The organism is Photorhabdus asymbiotica (assembly GCF_003634575.1).
Classification (GTDB): domain Bacteria; phylum Pseudomonadota; class Gammaproteobacteria; order Enterobacterales; family Enterobacteriaceae; genus Photorhabdus; species Photorhabdus asymbiotica.
In genome coordinates this window covers 115,560-134,628 of sequence record NZ_RBLJ01000006.1, presented here as the reverse complement: position 1 = coordinate 134,628, position 19,069 = coordinate 115,560, and the positions used below count along the sequence as shown (strand labels likewise).

The following is a 19,069-nucleotide window of genomic DNA, read 5'->3' as shown; positions in this document are numbered from 1 at the left end:
TTGGCTTTGAGAGAGCTGTCTGTTTTATTTCGGACATACTTTCGGCTCCTTCATTTCTAAAGGTTCTTTTATCGGGTAGTTCGGGCTACCGTAGGCGTCACAAGAGGTCGTGACTTTTATCTGATCACAAGGCAAGAAGTGCACCGTAATCCCGCAGGTATCTCCCCCATTCTGATAATAGGGTACCGGTACTATCCGGCTATGCTGGCGTTTCTGGGCATCGATTTTTCTCTCCCATTCCAAATATTTCTCCCAATTTGCATATCCGGGAAAATCGTCGGAGAAAGCGACACCAGTTTCCCAATCCACCCGGACCGTCATCCCCGGTTTCCATTTCGCTGGCACGCTATAGCAACAGCCTCCGCCACCACCCTGATACGGCCCGATAATATCGATACCCGGTGTATCATCCACACTGAACCGATTAATTGCCCATTGGGTATGGTTAATCGCGATAATCACGCCGGCCTGCGCCGGAAACTGGCTACACGCTGCCAGTAACAGGCATAAAACCCACCACTTAAACCAGTGTTTTTTCATTTTCCTCTCCTTCATTAGGGAATAATCTGGCTTTGAGGTGCTTAAGCACAAATGATGCCCGGTCGTCATCCAGTAAGACCTGAACATCTGATGCTTCGACCATCAGGGCATAGCAGTGGTTAAACAGGTGTTCACATGTCGTTTCCGAGTAGTCGCCCGGATTCAGTTGTGGCATCAGCAGGTGCGCATCAGAAACGCATAAGAGATGCTCCAGTTGCTTATCCGTCAGATCGATTTTCGCTAGGGTTGTCTTAACTGACCCTGAATCCCCCACCCCTAAATTAAACTGCGGGTTCCCATCCCTATCCAGCCAGCTCCAAAACAACGCAGGCCGAAGAAATTGCTGACGCTGTTCCTCATCCAAAACATGGGACAACAGCACCGGAAAAATACGGGGGTCAAAAAAGCGTAAAATCCCTGCCTGCCCCGCGTAAGCTGCGTCCACACACTGGATTAGGTGTTGCGACAACAGGTCAAATGACCAACGGGAGCACAAAAATAACAATAACGGTTGACGACCCAACGATAGAATCACCTCCTGCATCCATTGCCGCTGATCGGGTTGGGTCAAATCGATCCGAAGCAATATCGGGGCTTCATCCTTCTCCCCTTCTTCCGGCAACCCCTGAAATAGTGAGCACCACTTAATCTCAGGTGAAAAACTTTGCAACGCCGGGATCAGGGAGAATCCGCCTCCGGACTGATCCACAATCATATCGAGATAATGCATCCCGCTATCCTTTGCCGACGCCTCCAGGATGGCATGCCAGTCGGTTATTTGATCATCATTCATTGGTTATTTCCTCAAAACAAACCCTTGTGCCATCTCCTGCGCTTTTTTTAAGCACTCTTTACACACAGATTCCGGCAGGTCAGGTAACGGAAAATCCTGTTTTGCCGGGGCGTCCATTTTGTGCTGCCCTTTCAGGCTTAGCAGGCCAGGCCCATGAATTTCAATTTCTCCTGCCGGAGTAAGACGGATATACGCGCCCCCACACGCCAGTGTCAGGCCATTTTTAGCGATAACCTGTACTTGCCCCTGCGTTGACTTGACGGTGACATCCTTTAACGCGGTGAGACCTAACACATCCCCGTGGGATTCCATCGTGAGCGGCCCTTTCCCCGAGACCAGACGCATGCCCTCGGTTTGCGCCAGCAAAGAGATGGCCTGAGTGGCATTCATTCCAATGCGACAGGCACTGGCAATATGCACATCGCCCGCACTTTGGGCATAGAGCGCCTGACCACTGTGCACCATCACAGTCTGCGGACTGACAACCCCGATACCCTCTGGTGCACTCAACAGCATCGCCGCCGTTTTTAGACCATCCGCACTCTGTAGATAAGCCTTAAGGCTGTCGGTATCCGGCTGAGGATTCAGATGGGTTTGGGTGAGCGTGCCCCATTCCATCACCTGATTCACCGCCCCTTTGACCAGACTAATTGCCGCCTGCATCTCCAGCACCGGTCCCCCGGCAGTGGCTTGTTTATCCGCACTGATAAACAACCCCTTACCGGCGCGGATTGCGCCCCAGTCATCGGTACGCAGCTCAAAGCCTTCGCCCCGTTTATTCGGGTGTGGACGCTGGCTGTCCACCAGATGCCCCAGATTGAGCTGGCTCTTGCCACCGTATTCAGTACTGAGTTTGATGTGCTCCTTCCCGCGCTCGTCATCCATCCGCAATTTGTTATTCGCCGGCGTGCGCAGGACGTTACGTTTGTAGTTGTACAGCGTGACGGGGTCGGGGTGTTTCGAGTCATGCAGTGCGTGAGCAATATAAGGCCGGTCCGGGTCGCCCCCTTCAAACGCAATCGCCACTTCCGTGCCAATCAGCAACGGCCAGTGAAAACCGTAGGTGTCACCCGCGTAGGGCCGGGCTAATCGCACCCACAGGCTCTCCCCCCCCTGCGGCCAAGTCGCCCGGTCAAAGTCAAATGACACCCGATACAACCCGTCTTTGTCGATATCCCCGTACCGGTCATTCACGGTGGTACTGCTTACCCGCGCCGGCAGCGTGCCCGCCATCACCGGCTTCGGAATTAATGCCGGACGAAAACACACGGTTTCTGAATAGGGGATGGCGGTAAACGCCATGACAAAACTTGCATCCCGGCGGGCGCTGCTGGTTATCTCGGTGATAATCACCCCTTGACGAAACACTTCAGGGGCCTCACCCTGCACTTTCAACTCCTGCCCCGGTACCAGCGTGGCCGAGGTGGTTAATCCCCGCAGCCGGGTCTGTTGATTCAGGTAGCGCTCATGGTGCAGCCGGGCATAAAACACCCCGCTTTCCGCTTCCGGTTCAATGGCGTAACGGTTTCCCAGCACCCGGTAGTGATTGATGTAATGGTACGCTTCCCCGTAAACCGTCGGGTCTCCCCGCGTCACATCCGCCTCCACATCCATCCCGTATTGCGGTTGCGCGTCGCGGTAGTTGTAATCCCGGGTCAAGATTTTCCCTTCCACTACCTGATGCGCGGTTTCCATACCCCACACCGCATCTGTGTCCCGGCCATGCATGCCTGACGGGTCCAGGGCCGGCAGGTAGACGTTAAACTGGTAGTGACGCTGTTTGTCGTAAAACTCCACCACGTCAATTTTCAGCCGTTCGTCCGCCGTCAGTTTGTACCAGATACCCACTTCCGCCAGCAGCCGCTGCACAAATCGCAGGTCATCCTCGCCGTACTGCATCACCTGCTCCCGCTTCGGGTAAGTGCGCGCCAGCGTGAACAGAAAATCCTGTCCCCGGAAGCCGTGCCGCTCCCGCAGGATTTTTTCTACGATTTCTGGCACCGACATATTCTGGTAAATCGCCGACTGATGACTGTTCGCCAACAGCGCCAGCCGGGGCACCAGTGTCACTTCATACCGGCTTTCGTCATGCGAGGTAGACAGCAATCTGAAACGGCTAATCACACCGTAAAGGGTACGCAATGGCATGGGCGGGATTATCGGCATGCCCCGGATACCGGGATTCACCCGCGGCGAGTGCAGGGTAAACGCCGCTTTATGCATCAGCATCTGCCCCGGCTCAATCGTTTTCACCGGGCTGGTGAATTCAATGGTGTAACAAAAAGGCTGGCTTAACGCTTCCCGTCCGGTAAAGGCCAGGATATCCAGCGGCGCGGTGTTCTTCCGCACATCGAGTTTGTAGCGACTGTGCTCAAAGATAAGCGCCGGGGTTGAAACAGTCATGGCTGGCTCTCCGTTTCAGTGAAGATCAGAGTGATTTCACTCTGTGCCCATGTCTGGCAGAGTGCCGCTGCCGCGTTCAATGCCCGCGCACAATAGGGATTTAAGCGACACAATAATAATGAAGTCGATACCGTATCCATATAAAAGTTCCAGTGTTGATAAGAGGTCAGGCCGCATTCAAGGAGTAAGCCGTTTTGCCATAGCTACCGCACGGCTGAAGCTCATCCGTGATTTTTTGCTCAGAATGTGCCCGTCCTCGGGTAAAAATTATCTGTCTGGCGGGATTCTTCCGCCCAGTTCTGCGTTTAACCGGCGCGGCAATAACGCCGCACCGATTGAGTTAAATGGCTGCCATTCCTCCGATATAGCAGCCGGTCAAAGTATTACGCCTGATTACGCTCATTCCACGCATCCGAGTGAATGATGTTGCCGTCTTTGTACGTCCAGGTGATTTTTTCGTAGCGGAACTCAATTTGTTCCAGATGGTTGTGTTTCTCTTTGGCAGGATCTTTGATGTCATGCATCAGCGGCGCCACTTTCACCACCTTCACGTTGTCCAGTCGGGTGTTGAAATATTCTTTCTCCTGACCCGCATCATCAATTGTGTACCACTTGATTTCTGCGGATTTCAGGGTTTGGCCAGAGGTGACCGCTTTATACAAATAAGGGGTTGAAGCATCGACTTCTTTCGTGAACACTAGCGGGGCGTGCACGCGGGTTCCGGTCAGCTTGCCAGTATTGTTGTCCGTCGGAATATGCAATGCATGTTCCAACGCCACAATTTCGATGCTGCCTTCACGGTTCTGTACATCGACAGAACCTTTGATGTCCGCACCACCGTCATCTTTCAACCACAAATAAGCGGGGATAGCCATAATATTACTCCTGTTTTTGAGTGTGTGATGTCGCCTGCACCGGCGACGTTATTGTTGATAAAGAGCCTGACACGGGTTGCAGTCGCTGGCAGGCGACTGCGTTAGGTACCAGACGGATTTCAACTCTGCGGTTGGCAGCTCGCCCCGCAGCCGTTGAATTGGTGGCGACTGGCCGCGTTGCACCTTCGCCAATAACAGCACGCCACAATAGTGGTCATTCCACAACCGTTACACCTGACCGGATCGCCCTGACGGATAACCTGCTTCATTGCTCAGGCTCCCCTGGCGGGGTCAGTTCCAGCGTCCGGCCGGCCCAACGCGCTTTGAGCTTATCTTTGACGATTTGCATTCTCCGCTCTTCGATAAACTGTCTCTGTTGACGGCTCACCTTTCCCACATGATGGGTGAATGCCTTCGTCTGCTCCGCGTCCGGTAACATGGGGATCAATTCCTCGGTGGATAAATCGTGTACACTCACTTCCAGCTGGGTGGCGTGCACTTCGCCGATGGCATCCGCCAACATGTTGCCAACTTTTTTCCGTTTAAAGATAAGCAAGGCACTGCCAACCGGGGAGGCGGCACCAATCACATTGCCGCCCACCGTCAAAAGCGACAGCGGTTTATTACATATTTCGCCGCAGTAAATCACCCGGTAACGGAAATACCCCCCCTCCGGCTCTCGCGTATCCAGCGTGGAGTACATAAACCAGGCGCGGGAATCATGTACCTGATTGTCATACAGGGCCACCAGTAATGACTCCGGAGTGGCCTGTTGGCTGGTTTTCCTTGCCGGCTCGGGCGGGAAAAGCCGTTCGACCAACGCCTCTCCCGCCGCTTTCATTTGCTGATATTCCCTGTCCTCATTATCACTGTTCAGCAGATAAAGGGCGTTGCCCAGAATGTCTTCGACCACAAATTGCTCCACACTGTGTATTCCACGCCGTTCTCCCCGGTAATCACTGCTAAATTCCGCTGCGGCTTCCCGCAACTGTTTTTGCGCGATTTCTGGGTCAAAATCTGGTACCCCTGGCACCAGCACCGGAGGTTCCTTACCGCCTCTAATAATGTATTCAAGCTGCTGGGCCTGGCGTTTCTTTGACACGGCCGCCTTCTCGGCTTTCTGCGCCTGCTCACTCTTCGCATAATGCGCCTTATCGGCATCACGGTTAGGGGCAGCAAGAAAAAACGGCGTACTGAGTAGCGTACCGCCGGCGTAACGGTTGATGCGCCAAGCCGTCAGCCAGGCCATCTGGATTTCCATCGCCTGCTCCAGCGCAACCGATGATCGTACTGGCGCAAAGCAGGCAGCCTCTTCAGCGGACAGCAGTTGTTCGGGCATATCAAGCTCCAAAGTGACTTTGCGCCAAGCGTTGAAGCGGTTGACTAGTTCAGGTGCAATTGCAAATTCGTCACCAACATCAGGTGACATAGAACGCCAAGTATCACTGATTAAATCTACAGGCAAGACATCTTCAGGTACTTTCAAAGGTGCACCAGAATCAAACGCCGCGGCATACATTTCATGCAAGGCAATCTGTGATAACAAAAAGCTATCCCCTTTTCCTATCGCCTTACCCTGGTCTCCCGGGGGATAACCGCCCCCCAAATCAGAATGTACACCGGGATAAATCACCTCGGTGCTGCCGGTCGGGTAGGTCCCGTCGGAACGACGAATCGAATCCATCGGGAAACTCAGCCGTTGCTCATGGGTCGAGACCAGATGCACACAGCGTTTCACCAACCCGCCATAAGTTTCCTCCGCCGGCAGTTCCTGCGTGCCATCTGCCCAGGCCATATGGCCTTCAACAACAGGAACCATATGGCTCATCCCGACCGACGCCACCGTGTCAAACAATCCAAGAAACTCCACACTGATCGGCAGGTTACAATCCGGGTCAGTTTCGTTTCTCGCTTGCAAACACTGCGACGGCTTCTGATTTTCCCCTTCGGGGAGCGGCAACAGTTCAGCTAGCCAGTTAACAAACGTCCGCGCCTCCGCTGCTCCACGGGAAAAACCATACACATACAACTTCATCCCCAGCAATTTAGATTTACCCCGTCCCGGCTGGCTACGGGCTATTTTTAGCTCACGTTTTAAACGGGCAAACTGCTGATAAAACTCGCCATAACGGTTATGCGCGCCCCCCAAGCCCAGCGTGTGCCATGTCGTCGCCATCGCCTCAAGGGATTTTTGACTTTCACTGTTGGTCATCTGTTTTTGTGTCAGGCTAAAACCAAGGACATCAATCAGCCGCAGCAACGCCCAGTTGATCCGGTCCTCACCCCGGTCAGCAAAAGCCAGTCCCCACGTGCTGTAATCCAGATCATTAATCTCCGGGAAAGGGGTCCCGACACCGGGAATATAATATTTAAAGTACTTGCCGCCAGTGCTGTTAATATCATCCAGCAATGGCTTACCTGCCGCACCACCGGCATAACCGGCCCCAATTGTCGCCTGAAACAGCCGAACAATATTAGTTGGATGATGAGGAACCGCCTGATAAAGGTCGTTATACAAATTATTGCCGGTGCCATCAAAAAACAGGCTGACATGTAATGTCTTACAACAAGGTGGTACCACCCGGCGCTCTGCCGCCAGACACAATTCCTGATAGTAGGCTCTTTCCTGACTGGTCTGCTGGCGACAATTTTTCCCGACCAGAGAGTGCTGGGTAGGCAGCCGACCATCAATGGGGAAAGGGGCGGGTAACCAGACTGTATCTTTATGCTTTATTTCGGACATACTTTCGGCTCCTTCATTTCTAAAGGTTCTTTTATCGGGTAGTTCGGGCTACCGTAGGCGTCACAAGAGGTCGTGACTTTAATCTGATCACAAGGCAAGAAGTGCACCGTAATCCCGCAGGTATCTCCCCCATTCTGATAATAGGGTACCGGCACTACCCGGCTATGCTGACGTTTTTGAGCATTGATTTTTTCCCTCCACACCAAATATTCGTCCCATTTGCCGAAACCGGGAAACCCTTTCATAGTTCCTACTCCGGTTTCCCAATCCACCTTGACCGTCATCCCCGGTTTCCATTTCGCTGGCACGCTATAGCAACAGCCCCCACCCCCACCCTGATACGGCCCGATACTATCGATACCCGGAGTATCATCCACACTGAACCGATTAATCGCCCACTGGGTATGGTTAATCGCGATAATCACGCCAGCCTGCGCCGGAAACTGGCTACACGCCGCCAGTAACAGGCATAAAACCGACCACTTAAACCGGTGTTTTTTCATCTTTCGCTCCTTCAATAAGGAATAATTTGGCTTTAAAAGACCTGTCTGCTTTATTTCGGACATACTTTCGGCTCCTTCATTTCTAAAGGTTCTTTTATCGGGTAGTTCGGACTACCGTAGGCGTCACAAGAGGTCGTGACTTTTATCTGATCACAAGGCAAAAAGTGCACCGTAATCCCGCAGGTATCACCGCCATTCTGATAATAGGGCACTGGCACTACCTGGCTATGCCGGCGTTTTTGAGCATCGATTTTATTTTTCCATGCATAATATTTTTCTCTATCCGCAAAACCAGGAAAACCATCCATTTCTCCCACTCCTGTCTCCCAATCCACCTTGACCGTCATCCCCGGTTTCCATTTCGCTGGCACGCTATAGCAACAGCCCCCACCCCCACCCTGATACGGCCCGATACTATCGATACCCGGAGTATCATCCACACTGAACCGATTAATCGCCCACTGGGTATGGTTAATCGCGATAATCACGCCAGCCTGCGCCGGAAACTGGCTACACGCCGCCAGTAACAGGCATAAAACCGACCACTTAAACCGGTGTTTTTTCATCTTTCGCTCCTTCAATAAGGAATAATTTGGCTTTAAAAGACCTGTCTGCTTTATTTCGGACATACTTTCGGCTCCTTCATTTCTAAAGGTTCTTTTATCGGGTAGTTCGGACTACCGTAGGCGTCACAAGAGGTCGTGACTTTTATCTGATCACAAGGCAAGAAGTGCACCGTAATCCCGCAGGTATCTCCCCCATTCTGATAATAGGGTACCGGCACTACCTGGCTATGTTGGCGTTTCTGGGCATTGATTTTTTCCCTCCAAGCCAAATATTCATCCCATTTGCCGAAACCGGGAAACCCTTCCGTAGTTCCCACTCCAGTTTCCCAATCCACCCGGACCGTCATCCCCGGTTTCCATTTCGCTGGCACGCTATAGCAACAGCCCCCACCCCCACCCTGATACGGTCCGATACTATCGATACCGGGATTACCATCCACACTGAACCGATTAATCGCCCACTGGGTATGGTTAATCGCGATAATCACGCCAGCCTGCGCCGGAAACTGGCTACACGCCGCCAGTAACAGGCATAAAACCGACCACTTAAACCGGTGTTTTTTCATCTTTCGCTCCTTCAATAAGGAATAATTTGGCTTTGAGAGAGCTGTCTGTTTTATTTCGGACATCATTTTCAACGGTTCTTTAATTAGTCTGGCGAGACTATCCCGCCCAGTTTTGCGTTTAACAGGCGCGGCAATAACGCCGCGCCTGTTGAGTTAAATGGCTGCTATCCCTCCAACATAGCAGCCAGTCAGGGCATTACGCCTGATTACGCTCATTCCATGCATCCGAGTGAATGATGTTGCCGTCTTTGTACGTCCAGGTGATTTTTTCGTAGCGGAACTCAATTTGTTCCAGATGGTTGTGTTTCTCTTTGGCAGGATCTTTGATGTCATGCATCAGCGGTGCCACTTTCACCACCTTCACGTTGTCCAGTCGGGTGTTGAAATATTCTTTCTCCTGACCCGCATCATCAATTTTGTACCACTTGATTTCCGCGGATTTCAGGGTTTGGCCAGAAGTGACCGCTTTATACAAATAAGGGGTTGAAGCATCGACTTCTTTCGTGAACACTAGCGGGGCGTGCACGCGGGTTCCGGTCAGCTTGCCAGTATTGTTGTCCGTCGGAATATGCAATGCATGTTCCAACGCCACAATTTCGATGCTGCCTTCACGGTTCTGTACATCGACAGAACCTTTGATGTCCGCACCACCGTCATCTTTCAACCACAAATAAGCGGGGATAGCCATAATATTACTCCTGTTTTTGAGTGTGTGATGTCGCCTGCACCGGCGACGTTGTTGTTGATAAAAGGCCCGGCACTTGTTGCAGCCGCTGGCAGGCGGCTGCGTTGGGTACCAGACGGATTTCAACTCTGCGGTTGGCTGCTCGTCCCGCAGCCGTTGAATTGGTGGCGACTGGCCGCGTTGCACCTTCTCCCTGTACAGCAAAGCAAGCGAGCGGAATATCGCTGGTTTGTAGTAACCAGTCGCGTACCGCTTCTGCCCGCGCCAGTGACAGTGCCCGGTTTTTCGCGGCATCGCCGGTAGAATCGGTATAGCCAGTGATCGCTATTAACCAACCTGGCTTAGCGCGAATGTTTATTAGCGCGTTAACTAATACTTTGGTCGAGCCAACTTTCAGTTTCGCCTGACCAACATCAAACAGCGCCAAACTGTTCAGGCTGATGGTCTGCGGGACGGCTGTCGTTACTGGCTTTTTCTCCGACGGTTCAGCGACATCACTGGCAATAGCCGCCTGCAACCTCGGACGTAACCGTTCGCCCTGATACAATCCCAGTCCCAGACGCCACGGCACCCCATCGCGGTAATATGCCTCAAGCAATTTGTCATCCGCCCGCAGTACCGCAACCGCCTGTGCTCGGTGGCCCTTTTCCGTGATAGCAAGAGATTGATAATGCAACAGATCCCCCTCCACCTGACGCAATAACTGTCGGTTATGCCAAGCTGAACAGCTCAGCGCGGTAATCCCGGCCAGCAAAAAGAGTCCTAATGCCATGCACTGCGCCCGCTGTACCGGTGTCAACCCTGTCCCTGTTGGCAACAGGCGCAGTGCCCAGTCCGGGAAAGGCAGTACCGAGATAGCTTTCGTCGTATCTGACCGGCTGGACGGGTTGCCCGCCCCTTTTAGTGCCGTTCTGCTTTGCCACCATTGTTGCCAGACATGGTCGGTTAACCGATGAGGTAACACCGGCACAAATGTCAGCATCATGGCCTGTGGCGGACAAGGTGGCAGACCATCCTCTGGGGTCACACAAGCCGGCAGTATGTATTCTTTCATCCAGTCAGCCCAACCGGTCAGTTCGACCCCGCGCTGAAAACGCGCCATCTGTTCTGTTAACGTGCCTTGTCTCAGCCAGTTCGCTAACGACTGAAAAGCGGTTTTCTCCTGCCAGACCGTAACGTTGGACTGTCCCGCCAGCCACTCAAACCACGTTGGATCAGGTTGCTGCAAGGCATCAGCTAAATAACCGGTCAACAGTAAAGGAAGCGGGATGCCATGCCGCTGGCGCACCTGAGAAAGCTGCCAACGCAGTTCCCGTACCCGACCGGCCAACATTGCCGCATCGCGGTATTGCTGCGGATTGAACACTGCCATCACGCTCAACTGCCCACCCCAGGATGGCCGGGCAGCCAGCAAAGTTTCTACTCCATCAGACAGCGACATTCCAGATGGCAAGCACAACCAGCAGCCCTGTGGCGTCTGACGTAGCCACTCCTCACCAAATAGGCCGTCTAGAATGTCACTGCATACCAGCACCACCGGTTGACGGTCACTTTCTGGTGGCAGCAATGTTGACAGATCATCATGCTGTTGCCGCCGCCGGGATCGTTCGGTATAAATTCCCCCAGTCAGGGTGATAAGCACGATGATGACCACCCCCATCCACTGACCTGTGGGTGATAAGGGCAGCCAGATCAAGCAAAGCAACAGCGCTAGTCCCGCCCCCCATGCCCACAGACCCCGTTGCAGCAAGAGACTCATCGTATCGCCTCCGGTAACAGCGTTGCCAGATACTGGCTTAGCCCCCACCAGACACCGGTCAGCACTACCGCCGTCACAACCATCCGACGAGCAACGGCATACCGCCAATCACCAGACCGAGACGCACAATCCAGTAGGGGCGAAGACTGAACAGACCCGAAAGGGATAACCTGCTCATTTAAGCGAGTTATCAATTGTTCCCGAACCTGAGGGGTATCTTCCCGACCATCGCCTTCGAACCCCAACATCAACACCCGATGAAAACAGGTCAGCACCGTCTTATCAGGAGCCGGTTCATGCAAAACGGTGCGTATCCGCTCATACAATTGGTTGCCCGCCTCCGCAGTATCAAAGAAATAAGCCTGTAACGAGGCAGCACGCCAGGCCGTATACCCCGCATCCTTCGCCCGTTTTAGGATGGTTTCATCCAGCAGGGCACACTGGGCATAACTGATATGCTCAATTGCGGACTCGCTGACGTCCGCATCACGCAGTTCCTGCCGAACCCGTTCTATCTCGCCGGTACAGTGTTGCCATACCGTGTCCCCCTGCTTTACCGGTACGTCCTGACACAAGGCTGTTACCAGCAGGTAGCTGTTTTGCAACAAGGCATCAATATCCGGTTGCCGTTTTTTTTGAGTCGATAAATGTGATGAATTCATGTCCGCAGTACCGCAAACAGTTCAAGTTGAATCTCACCCAAGATACTGGGCACGTAAAAGGCGCAGGTTCCTGCCGCCAGCATCGCTTTAGCCGCCGGATGGCTCAGATCGAAAGCAAAATATTGGTTTTCCAGCCGCAACGGAACCGCCGCCGGCACATGGCTTAATGCCACCAGCGGGATTCCGGTCAGTGCCCGGTTAATCATCCGATCAACATCATCCGGCGCACCGGCTTTACACAATAGAGGAAACCGAGTTTGCAATTGATGGGCTGGCATTGATGAGCGGACCGAAAGATAAAAATCTGCCGCTTCGCACAAGCGAGCATCATGCAAGGTTCCCAGCCATTGCTGTTCTCCCTGTTTTCTCAGCTCAATCGCCACCATGCGCGATGGCAAGCTGGTTTCCAGCAATTGGCTCAGCAAGTCAAACAACGGGGGAAACACTACGGTCAGGTTATCGTGCTGATAACGAGGGATCACTCCAGCATCATGGTCCAGCGAAAAGGTCAACAGACTGCCAACCAATTTGACCATTTCACGGTAGAACAGCTCCGGATGCACATCCGCGTGGAGCAGAAAATCACTCAGCACCGGTTCATAACTGTTCAGCGCATTGAGCAACCAAAATAATGAGACATCCGCCACGGCAAAATCCGCCATCCGTTCGTTACTCTCACGGCGCATTCCCATCAAGCGAGCCTGTTTGGCCCTTAGCTGGGTCAGCAACCGATCAAGCCGATTTATCAGTTCGGCATTCGCCCCGACACGCAGTAATGGCGGCACAAACTGCGTATCAAAGGCCCAGTTACCCTGAGCGTCACGCAACAGACGAGCGACCGGGCAGGTGAGATATTGTCCATTTTCCATGCTGTCAAAACGTAGCGACAGGGCATAACGAGCCGCTGCCATCGATTCACTACAGTCACCGAATTCATCCTGTACCGACACCCATTCCTGCCGGTAACGTACCGGACGGTCAGCCTGTTCATCTGGCTTAAGACAATTGCCTCCATTAGCATAAGTGTGCGGCAGTGCCAACAACACGGTAACCTGTTGCGTATCAGCTGGCAGGACCGCCGCCAATGTTAGTACCGGCGGTAACCTGTCAGCCTGATCGGTATCAATCAACGATCCATCAGCAAAACGTACACACAGGTGATCGGCCTTCAGCTGTCCCAGCGACAGAGCATCTTTATCAAACCCAGCCGTTTGCACACCCCAAGGATGCACCCACCCCAGACGGGCAATACGATCGTTAGTGTAAGCTTCCCAACGGGCCTGCTGCTGAAACTGTTGTGGCGACAAAATGGTCCCCGTCACCCAGAGCGGACGATCAATTTTCATGCGGTTCCTCCTTTAGCCTTTCGCTTTTGGCATCTGAGAAACCAGCGACAGATTGACGTCAAGCCCTTCTACTTGGAAGTGCGGTACCGTATATAACTTGACCCGGAAAAATCCCGGATTGTCGTCAATATCCTCAACGATTACCCGTGCTTCACGCAGTGGATGGGATGCCTGCAAATCGTCAGACGGATCGGTCATCTCTGTCACCAACGTGTTGATCCAATTGTTCAGTTCAACTTCCAGCAAACGTCGATCCTTAGTGGTGCCAATGTTCTCCCGCTGGATCAACTTTAGATAATGGGCAATGCGAGACAACAGGAAGATATACGGCAGACGCGCATTGATGCGGCTGTTAGCCGTCGCTTCATTGGTGTCATATAATGCCGGTTTTTGCGTTGAGTTAGCTGAGAAGAAGCAGGCGTAATCGCGGTTTTTATAGTAAGAGAGTGGAATAAAACCCAAATTGGCAAATTCAAACTCACGGGTTTCCGGGATCATCACTTCTGAAGGAATTTTAACCTGACTACCGGTCCCTAAATCGTAAAGGTGGATTGGCAAATCAGGGACCGCCCCACCCGCCTGTGGCCCACGGATTTGCACACACCAACCGTTTCCGACAAAGCTTTTCACCATGTTAGCGGCAAAGGCAAAAGCGGCATTGGTCCACAAATATTTATTGTGGTCCGGCCCTTTAACGTGTTCGATGTAATTAAAGGTTCTTACCGGTACCGTATCCGGGCCGTAGGGCAGACGCCCCAATACCCTCGGTAATGTCAAGCCGATATAACGGGCATCGTCGCTGTCACGGAAGGATTTCCATTTGATATATTCAGCGCGGTCAAAGTAGCTACCAATGTCTTTAATGGACGCGACCTCTTCCATAGTTTCCTTGCCGAAAAAGGCCGGGCCAGCAGAAGCGATAAAGGGCATATGCGCCGCTGCCGCCACTTTAGCAATATTGCGCAACAGAGCAATATCTTGCGATCCGGCATCAAATTCATAGTTGGCAATCACCGATCCGATAGGTTCACCGCCCGGGGTATCGTATTCCTCAATGTAGGTATGGCAATAGAAACCACTTTGAACAATTTCCGGCGCATCATCAAAATCTTGCCGCAAATCGTCCTTAGTCACATCCAGCACTTCAATTTTGACGTTCTGACGGAAATCCGTCCGGTCAACCAGAAATTTCAGGCCCCGCCAAGCCGCTTCCACCTGTTGGAATGCCGGATGATGCATGACAACATCCAGTTGACGACTAATTTGACTATCCAGTGCATCGATATGCTGATCCAGCAACGTTTTATCCAGCCGCTTAACTTTTTGCGCTGACTCTTTCAACAGTGTGAGAAAAACGCTGACCGCCGCGGTGACCCGCTCATCCGCCGTCACATCGGCCAGTGCATCGTTATTCTGAAAACGGTCGATATCACTCAGTCGTTCAACTGGCTGTAAATGGATTTTTTCAAATAAAGATTGATAAATGCCACCTTGACCGTGGGTCGTCGTCGCCACAGCAGATGTCATCTGTTCTTGTACCGCCATTAATTTATCCTTAACTTAAATTTCGGAAAAATGAGATGATTAAAAAAATAGTGTGATAATCAGTCTTCCTGCGGCGCCAATGCCGCCAGTTCCGCTCGCAGTTCATCGCTCAGCTGGTCATCTTGGAGAATATGCTCCAGCTCGCGGCGAAACGTGGCATTGTCGAGCAGGTTGGATTTCAGGTCGCGCAATAGATTGCGCATAGCAAGCAGCGCCCGCAGGTGCGGAATTTGGCGAGCTACCTGCTCAGGTTCAAAGTCTTTTATTTGCCGGAAAGCCAGCGCGATATTCGCCTCACTTCCGTCACCAGCCAGGGTATTTTCAACCGTCAGGTTAAGAGCTGGACTGAATTCAGCCAGTACGCTGTCAAAATTGTTTTTGTTAATAGAAACCTTTTCCCTTTCCGAAAGAGGACGTTGTTCCTGTCCGTTGCTGTAATCGCCCATCACCAATAATTTCAGGGGCAATTCCACTTTTTTCTGTGCACCGCCCGTATGCAAATCTAATTTGATATTAATACGCGCTTTGGGGATCTCATTTTGAAAACTTTGTGCCACAAGCCACTCCTCAATAATAAAATGAAATGAAAGACATGATGGACATGCCATAACAGATTTCAGAAATAGAAAACCGGATTCAGATATTTCAAGACAGGTCGTCAACCAAGAAGTAAAAAATAAGAGAACACCGACATTGCTCACTGGGATAAATAAAAGCATTAACCCAACAAGCTATTTCTTGCATAAGGCAATTCTGTGAACAGACTTAAATTAAATCAAGCTAATTTTTATCAAAAAGCACTTTTTGTTTAAAACCAATAATATGTAAATTCCAGTAAAGAAGGTAAAAGAAATATAATTTATAAACTGAACATAAACGAGATTTAATTTGTTTTAATAAAATATTGCCTTTATTTTAATAATGTGAATCAGATTATTTTCTCTATTATAACAAGATGATTTATGGACAACGATAATATAATCACTTGATTTTATGAGTAAATACAGCCAACAAAGCAGAAACTTGAAAGATGAAGGTTATATAAACATTCCATTTTAAACCTGGCAATTTAATAGCAAAATAGGAGTAAAAAAGAATGATTATCAGTTATATTATGCAAGTGAGAATATTATTACGATATCGTCTAAATTTTTTTACTATGAGCGCTACTCTTATTTATTTGCACTTCGATAATCAGACAAATAAGTATGAAAATGTTGTAAATTAACACCACCGCAAAGTGAACTCTCTTTCAATTCAAGGTTGTCACTGTGCAGATTATTTATTTCATAAGCTATAATTAAAAGAGAATAAACGTATTTTAGGAAGTTAATTCGAAGACTATACCCTATGGATTTCAAGATGCAGCGCGACGGCAAATGAACGAATCCCCAGGAGCATAGATAACTATGTGACTGGGGTGAGTGAAAGCAGCCAACAAAGCAGCAACTTGAAGGATGAAGGGTATATATATTTTCAAACTAAATTTGTTGCATTATTGATCAGCCATTAACGAGTTAGTGGTAAAAACATCATGATGATTTCGGTTATCTCTACTCTTTATTCTGCAAGCCAATGGAGCAGTGGTAACACGCCTCAAGCCGGCAAGTGGATGTGTGAAGAAATGATTGACCCGATAAGCCATCAGATCAGCTACGCGTTTTCCTGGGTTAGTGAGCAAACGGGAAAAATCGTGACCTGGACTGAGAATGAGATAAAAGCCCAGTGGCAGACCGTACAACAGGGTTCAGATCTCACCCTGGAAGAGCTAAAAAACATCAGCTGGAGGCAAATATTGAAAAAAGTCAGCGAGGAAATGCTGGAAGTAGTTTTGATTATTGCCGAAGTCACCGTTGTTATCCTGGTCACCGTTGCCGTCGCTGCCGCGCTGATTGCGTTGATAGAAATTTTAACTGCCGCCGCCGCAGTCAGCGCCACCGCGTTAGCCGCCGTCCTGGCAATATTGGCGAATGCAACATTCACCTCCGCTTCATAATTAACGGAGAAAATCATGGAAACTTCAGATTACTTTGCCCAACTGAGATCACAACTGACCACTTTTCTTTTTCTCAATGCCGATGGACTGACTGTTTCCCGTCTGGATCTCTCAATTACCCTGTTTTTTAAACAGGGCTACACTCAGGAGAAAAAACAACGCATTCTGACCTGTTATCGCCATTTTCGCGAAGAATTTTGCTAAAAAACCGAGCTTGAATTTACGGGATTGTGATATCACTATTTTTAAACGAAGCTGAGGTTACATTACAAAATAGTGATGTAATAACATAGAAATTTAAATAATTAATTCAACAAGATAAAAGATGGGCGGATTTTCCCTGTGCAGAAAGTAACTTTACAGCCTTCTTATCGAAAGAGACGAAAATTTCTCCTCCGAGCCAACTACCATCATATGCAATTACTCCATCTGCAAAGTCACCGCCACAATCAAGGACCATAAGGCCCGCTTCAACAGCAGGTCGATTAAGAACAACGTTCTCTATGTTCAGTAAGGCTCGGATCGCAGCAGAAAGATCCTCGCGTGAGGTTTGGTATTGACGGTCCAAAACCCAAACAAACTCACACAAGGATTGCAAACTCACGGCTACGATCTCTGCATTGCACAACAGTTCAACAGCAGCACTAGCCTGCTCTACATCATCGGCCACATAAGCCCGAAGCAGCACATTCGTATCTGCCGTAATCTTCATTCCTTACCGCTCCCTGCTACCTTACCCGCATCTGCTATTGCATCATTAATTTCTTCAATGGTAAGAATCCGACCATTCGTCTTCCCTTTCAAGAATCCGTGAAGACTCCGAAATGAACCTTTCGGGCGAGTGGCCTTTAATTCCACCCGTCCATCGGGCAATAAATCCAGCTCTATTTTTTCGCCTGGCCCAATCCCTAGATGCTGGAGCACGTCCTTCCTAAACGTGACCTGCCCCCGCGCCGTTACAGTAAGTGTTGCCATAGTCTGCTCCTCATAATAGGTAGATACACTAGAAAAGTAATGCAATAATTCATTACTGTCAATCCACGATCCTTTATTCAGTCAAGTTCACTACTAGAATACAGGGCGTTGGAGTTATATAAATTGTTTATACCCGTTATCTTTCAAGTTGCCTCTTTGTTGGCTGCACTCACTCACCCCGGTCACAGAGTTCTCTATGCTCCCGGGGATTCGCTCCCTGGCCGTCGCGATGCATCTTGAAATCTATTGGGTTTATAACTGGAAACAGCCAGAGAATGTGCTAGATCTCGGTATCGAAAAAAGGCTTCTTTGTACAATAAATGCCAAAATCAGCACCGAAGGGATCAATATTTCCAAACCTAATTAAAGCGATAACATAAGGCTATCTTAGTCTTTTACTTGCCAGTTCATACGCTTCATTCCGTTCGCGTTTACCCACTGCGACAACAGCAATAATCAACACATCATCTATGACCTCATAAACCAAGCGAAAACCAGAAGCGCGTAATTTTATTTTATAGCAATTCGGCATGCCGCGAAGTTTAGCTGATGGAATATGAGGCTCAACACAACACTTCTTTAACTTTTTAGCAAATTGTTGCTGGATTGATTTATCAAGCCGGTTCCACTCCTTAAATGCATCTTCCCTGAATTTCACGTTATAGGTCATAGATAATGATCCAAATCTACATCGACCAATACCTGTTCTCTACGCTCATTTACGAGTCGAACAAGTTCTTGATCGTCCAAAGCATCAAGTATCTGTTCGTAAAGTTCTGCAGGAATGCAATAAAATGCTGGCTGGTTACGATTCAGGATCGCAACTGGGTATCCAGCCCCAGAGTTAACGGTTGCCATCGGGTTCTTTTTAAGTTCACTAATGCTTGCACTAGTATCTGACAAAATTATGTTAGCCATATAAACACTCCAAAAGACTTGTTAATAGGTCTTAAACTAGCTCTTTTTGTTGAAAAAAACAACAACAAAGACCATTTAACCGCTCTTTTTAATGAGTACAGAACGATGATCCAAAATCAGCACCGAAGTCATCAACATTCGGTGCTGTTTATTCAGAATTCAGAATAAAGTGTTCGGCTGCTATAAGAATCTTT

Annotated in this window: 20 protein-coding genes and 2 pseudogenes; 2 read left to right on the top strand and 20 right to left on the bottom strand. The window is 50.0% G+C overall.

Features of this window, described 5'->3' with window-relative positions:
- Positions 1-24 precede the first annotated feature (24 nt).
- The 16 genes and pseudogenes from tli1a (BDD30_RS22455) to tssB form a co-directional block, all read right to left on the bottom strand.
- Positions 25-540: a Tli1a family immunity protein gene (gene tli1a / locus BDD30_RS22455; RefSeq protein ID WP_015835168.1), complete on the bottom strand. Its 516-nt coding sequence runs from the start codon at positions 538-540 to the stop codon at positions 25-27.
- Positions 521-1,270, bottom strand: coding sequence for a toxin Tle1 chaperone Tla1 (gene tla1 / locus BDD30_RS22450; RefSeq protein WP_071823793.1), 750 nt, complete (start codon positions 1,268-1,270; stop codon positions 521-523). Before tla1 ends, tli1a (BDD30_RS22455) begins: the two co-directional genes overlap by 20 nt.
- 66 nt (positions 1,271-1,336) lie before the next feature.
- Positions 1,337-3,736: a type VI secretion system Vgr family protein gene (locus tag BDD30_RS22445; RefSeq protein ID WP_015835170.1), complete on the bottom strand. Its 2,400-nt coding sequence runs from the start codon at positions 3,734-3,736 to the stop codon at positions 1,337-1,339.
- Positions 3,733-3,876 (bottom strand): hypothetical protein, encoded by a 144-nt coding sequence (locus tag BDD30_RS23840; protein ID WP_015835171.1) that lies wholly within the window; start codon positions 3,874-3,876, stop codon positions 3,733-3,735. The genes BDD30_RS22445 and BDD30_RS23840 overlap by 4 nt, the downstream gene beginning before the upstream one ends.
- Positions 3,877-4,119: 243 nt before the next feature.
- Positions 4,120-4,611, bottom strand: a complete 492-nt coding sequence (locus tag BDD30_RS22440; protein ID WP_015835172.1) for an Hcp family type VI secretion system effector — start codon at positions 4,609-4,611, stop codon at positions 4,120-4,122.
- A gap of 4 nt (positions 4,612-4,615) precedes the next feature.
- A pseudogene (locus tag BDD30_RS22435) lies at positions 4,616-4,810 on the bottom strand (OmpA family protein); the annotation flags it as partial.
- Between the two features lie 66 nt (positions 4,811-4,876).
- A complete protein-coding gene (locus tag BDD30_RS22430) occupies positions 4,877-7,354 on the bottom strand; it encodes a T6SS phospholipase effector Tle1-like catalytic domain-containing protein (RefSeq protein WP_015835174.1) in 2,478 nt (825 codons plus the stop codon).
- The gene (gene tli1a / locus BDD30_RS22425) at positions 7,342-7,857 is read right to left on the bottom strand and encodes a Tli1a family immunity protein (RefSeq protein WP_015835175.1); all 516 of its coding nucleotides are present in this window, start codon (positions 7,855-7,857) and stop codon (positions 7,342-7,344) included. The genes BDD30_RS22430 and tli1a (BDD30_RS22425) overlap by 13 nt, the downstream gene beginning before the upstream one ends.
- A 50-nt stretch (positions 7,858-7,907) precedes the next feature.
- Positions 7,908-8,423 carry a Tli1a family immunity protein gene (gene tli1a, locus BDD30_RS22420; protein WP_015835176.1) on the bottom strand — a complete coding sequence of 172 codons (516 nt, stop codon included), beginning with the start codon at positions 8,421-8,423 and terminating at the stop codon, positions 7,908-7,910.
- Between the two features lie 50 nt (positions 8,424-8,473).
- Entirely contained in the window at positions 8,474-8,989 is a 516-nt protein-coding gene (tli1a, locus tag BDD30_RS22415) for a Tli1a family immunity protein (protein ID WP_041382189.1), read from the bottom strand.
- Between the two features lie 196 nt (positions 8,990-9,185).
- A complete protein-coding gene (locus tag BDD30_RS22410) occupies positions 9,186-9,677 on the bottom strand; it encodes an Hcp family type VI secretion system effector (RefSeq protein WP_015835178.1) in 492 nt (163 codons plus the stop codon).
- 4 nt (positions 9,678-9,681) lie between these two features.
- Positions 9,682-11,433 (bottom strand): OmpA family protein, encoded by a 1,752-nt coding sequence (locus BDD30_RS22405; RefSeq protein WP_015835179.1) that lies wholly within the window; start codon positions 11,431-11,433, stop codon positions 9,682-9,684.
- Positions 11,430-12,095 carry a type VI secretion system protein TssL, short form gene (tssL, locus tag BDD30_RS22400; protein WP_015835180.1) on the bottom strand — a complete coding sequence of 222 codons (666 nt, stop codon included), beginning with the start codon at positions 12,093-12,095 and terminating at the stop codon, positions 11,430-11,432. The genes BDD30_RS22405 and tssL overlap by 4 nt, the downstream gene beginning before the upstream one ends.
- Positions 12,092-13,441, bottom strand: a complete 1,350-nt coding sequence (gene tssK / locus BDD30_RS22395) for a type VI secretion system baseplate subunit TssK (RefSeq protein WP_015835181.1) — start codon at positions 13,439-13,441, stop codon at positions 12,092-12,094. Before tssK ends, tssL begins: the two co-directional genes overlap by 4 nt.
- A gap of 12 nt (positions 13,442-13,453) precedes the next feature.
- Positions 13,454-14,986, bottom strand: a complete 1,533-nt coding sequence (gene tssC, locus BDD30_RS22390; RefSeq protein WP_015835182.1) for a type VI secretion system contractile sheath large subunit — start codon at positions 14,984-14,986, stop codon at positions 13,454-13,456.
- Positions 14,987-15,045: 59 nt separating this feature from the next.
- A complete protein-coding gene (gene tssB / locus BDD30_RS22385) occupies positions 15,046-15,594 on the bottom strand; it encodes a type VI secretion system contractile sheath small subunit (RefSeq protein WP_121302815.1) in 549 nt (182 codons plus the stop codon).
- A 926-nt stretch (positions 15,595-16,520) separates the two neighbouring features.
- Here tssB and BDD30_RS22380 point away from each other — a divergent pair.
- Together BDD30_RS22380 and BDD30_RS22375 are read left to right on the top strand one after the other, a co-directional pair.
- On the top strand, positions 16,521-16,982 hold the full coding sequence (locus BDD30_RS22380; RefSeq protein WP_041382192.1) for a hypothetical protein: 462 nt from the start codon (positions 16,521-16,523) through the stop codon (positions 16,980-16,982).
- 15 nt (positions 16,983-16,997) lie between these two features.
- Positions 16,998-17,180 (top strand): annotated as a pseudogene (locus BDD30_RS22375) (hypothetical protein); the annotation flags it as partial.
- Positions 17,181-17,292: 112 nt separating this feature from the next.
- Here the strand turns inward: BDD30_RS22375 and BDD30_RS22370 are convergent.
- The 4 genes from BDD30_RS22370 to BDD30_RS22355 all read right to left on the bottom strand — a co-directional run bounded on the left by BDD30_RS22370 (position 17,293) and on the right by BDD30_RS22355 (position 18,875).
- Complete coding sequence (locus BDD30_RS22370; RefSeq protein WP_015835185.1) at positions 17,293-17,694, bottom strand: type II toxin-antitoxin system VapC family toxin; 402 nt, start codon at positions 17,692-17,694, stop codon at positions 17,293-17,295.
- The gene (locus BDD30_RS22365) at positions 17,691-17,957 is read right to left on the bottom strand and encodes an AbrB/MazE/SpoVT family DNA-binding domain-containing protein (protein WP_015835186.1); all 267 of its coding nucleotides are present in this window, start codon (positions 17,955-17,957) and stop codon (positions 17,691-17,693) included. Before BDD30_RS22365 ends, BDD30_RS22370 begins: the two co-directional genes overlap by 4 nt.
- A gap of 382 nt (positions 17,958-18,339) precedes the next feature.
- The gene (locus BDD30_RS22360) at positions 18,340-18,627 is read right to left on the bottom strand and encodes a type II toxin-antitoxin system RelE family toxin (protein WP_015835187.1); all 288 of its coding nucleotides are present in this window, start codon (positions 18,625-18,627) and stop codon (positions 18,340-18,342) included.
- Complete coding sequence (locus BDD30_RS22355; protein WP_015835188.1) at positions 18,624-18,875, bottom strand: type II toxin-antitoxin system Phd/YefM family antitoxin; 252 nt, start codon at positions 18,873-18,875, stop codon at positions 18,624-18,626. Before BDD30_RS22355 ends, BDD30_RS22360 begins: the two co-directional genes overlap by 4 nt.
- Positions 18,876-19,069: the final 194 nt, after the last annotated feature.

Bases quoted from the DNA above. Each gene is read 5' to 3' on its own strand.
- BDD30_RS22445 (WP_015835170.1), bottom strand. From the start codon at position 3,736: ATGACTGTTTCAACCCCGGCGCTTATCTTTGAGCACAGTCGCTACAAA.
- BDD30_RS23840 (WP_015835171.1), bottom strand. From the start codon at position 3,876: ATGGATACGGTATCGACTTCATTATTATTGTGTCGCTTAAATCCCTAT.
- BDD30_RS22410 (WP_015835178.1), bottom strand. From the start codon at position 9,677: ATGGCTATCCCCGCTTATTTGTGGTTGAAAGATGACGGTGGTGCGGAC.
- BDD30_RS22440 (WP_015835172.1), bottom strand. From the start codon at position 4,611: ATGGCTATCCCCGCTTATTTGTGGTTGAAAGATGACGGTGGTGCGGAC.
- BDD30_RS22370 (WP_015835185.1), bottom strand. From the start codon at position 17,694: ATGAAGATTACGGCAGATACGAATGTGCTGCTTCGGGCTTATGTGGCC.
- BDD30_RS22430 (WP_015835174.1), bottom strand. From the start codon at position 7,354: ATGTCCGAAATAAAGCATAAAGATACAGTCTGGTTACCCGCCCCTTTC.
- tssK (WP_015835181.1), bottom strand. From the start codon at position 13,441: ATGAAAATTGATCGTCCGCTCTGGGTGACGGGGACCATTTTGTCGCCA.
- tssB (WP_121302815.1), bottom strand. From the start codon at position 15,594: ATGGCATGTCCATCATGTCTTTCATTTCATTTTATTATTGAGGAGTGG.
- tla1 (WP_071823793.1), bottom strand. From the start codon at position 1,270: ATGCATTATCTCGATATGATTGTGGATCAGTCCGGAGGCGGATTCTCC.
- tssL (WP_015835180.1), bottom strand. From the start codon at position 12,095: ATGAATTCATCACATTTATCGACTCAAAAAAAACGGCAACCGGATATT.
- tli1a (WP_015835176.1), bottom strand. From the start codon at position 8,423: ATGAAAAAACACCGGTTTAAGTGGTCGGTTTTATGCCTGTTACTGGCG.
- BDD30_RS22360 (WP_015835187.1), bottom strand. From the start codon at position 18,627: ATGACCTATAACGTGAAATTCAGGGAAGATGCATTTAAGGAGTGGAAC.
- BDD30_RS22405 (WP_015835179.1), bottom strand. From the start codon at position 11,433: ATGAGTCTCTTGCTGCAACGGGGTCTGTGGGCATGGGGGGCGGGACTA.
- tssC (WP_015835182.1), bottom strand. From the start codon at position 14,986: ATGGCGGTACAAGAACAGATGACATCTGCTGTGGCGACGACGACCCAC.
- BDD30_RS22365 (WP_015835186.1), bottom strand. From the start codon at position 17,957: ATGGCAACACTTACTGTAACGGCGCGGGGGCAGGTCACGTTTAGGAAG.
- BDD30_RS22355 (WP_015835188.1), bottom strand. From the start codon at position 18,875: ATGGCTAACATAATTTTGTCAGATACTAGTGCAAGCATTAGTGAACTT.
- BDD30_RS22380 (WP_041382192.1), top strand. From the start codon at position 16,521: ATGATGATTTCGGTTATCTCTACTCTTTATTCTGCAAGCCAATGGAGC.
- tli1a (WP_015835168.1), bottom strand. From the start codon at position 540: ATGAAAAAACACTGGTTTAAGTGGTGGGTTTTATGCCTGTTACTGGCA.
- tli1a (WP_015835175.1), bottom strand. From the start codon at position 7,857: ATGAAAAAACACCGGTTTAAGTGGTCGGTTTTATGCCTGTTACTGGCG.
- tli1a (WP_041382189.1), bottom strand. From the start codon at position 8,989: ATGAAAAAACACCGGTTTAAGTGGTCGGTTTTATGCCTGTTACTGGCG.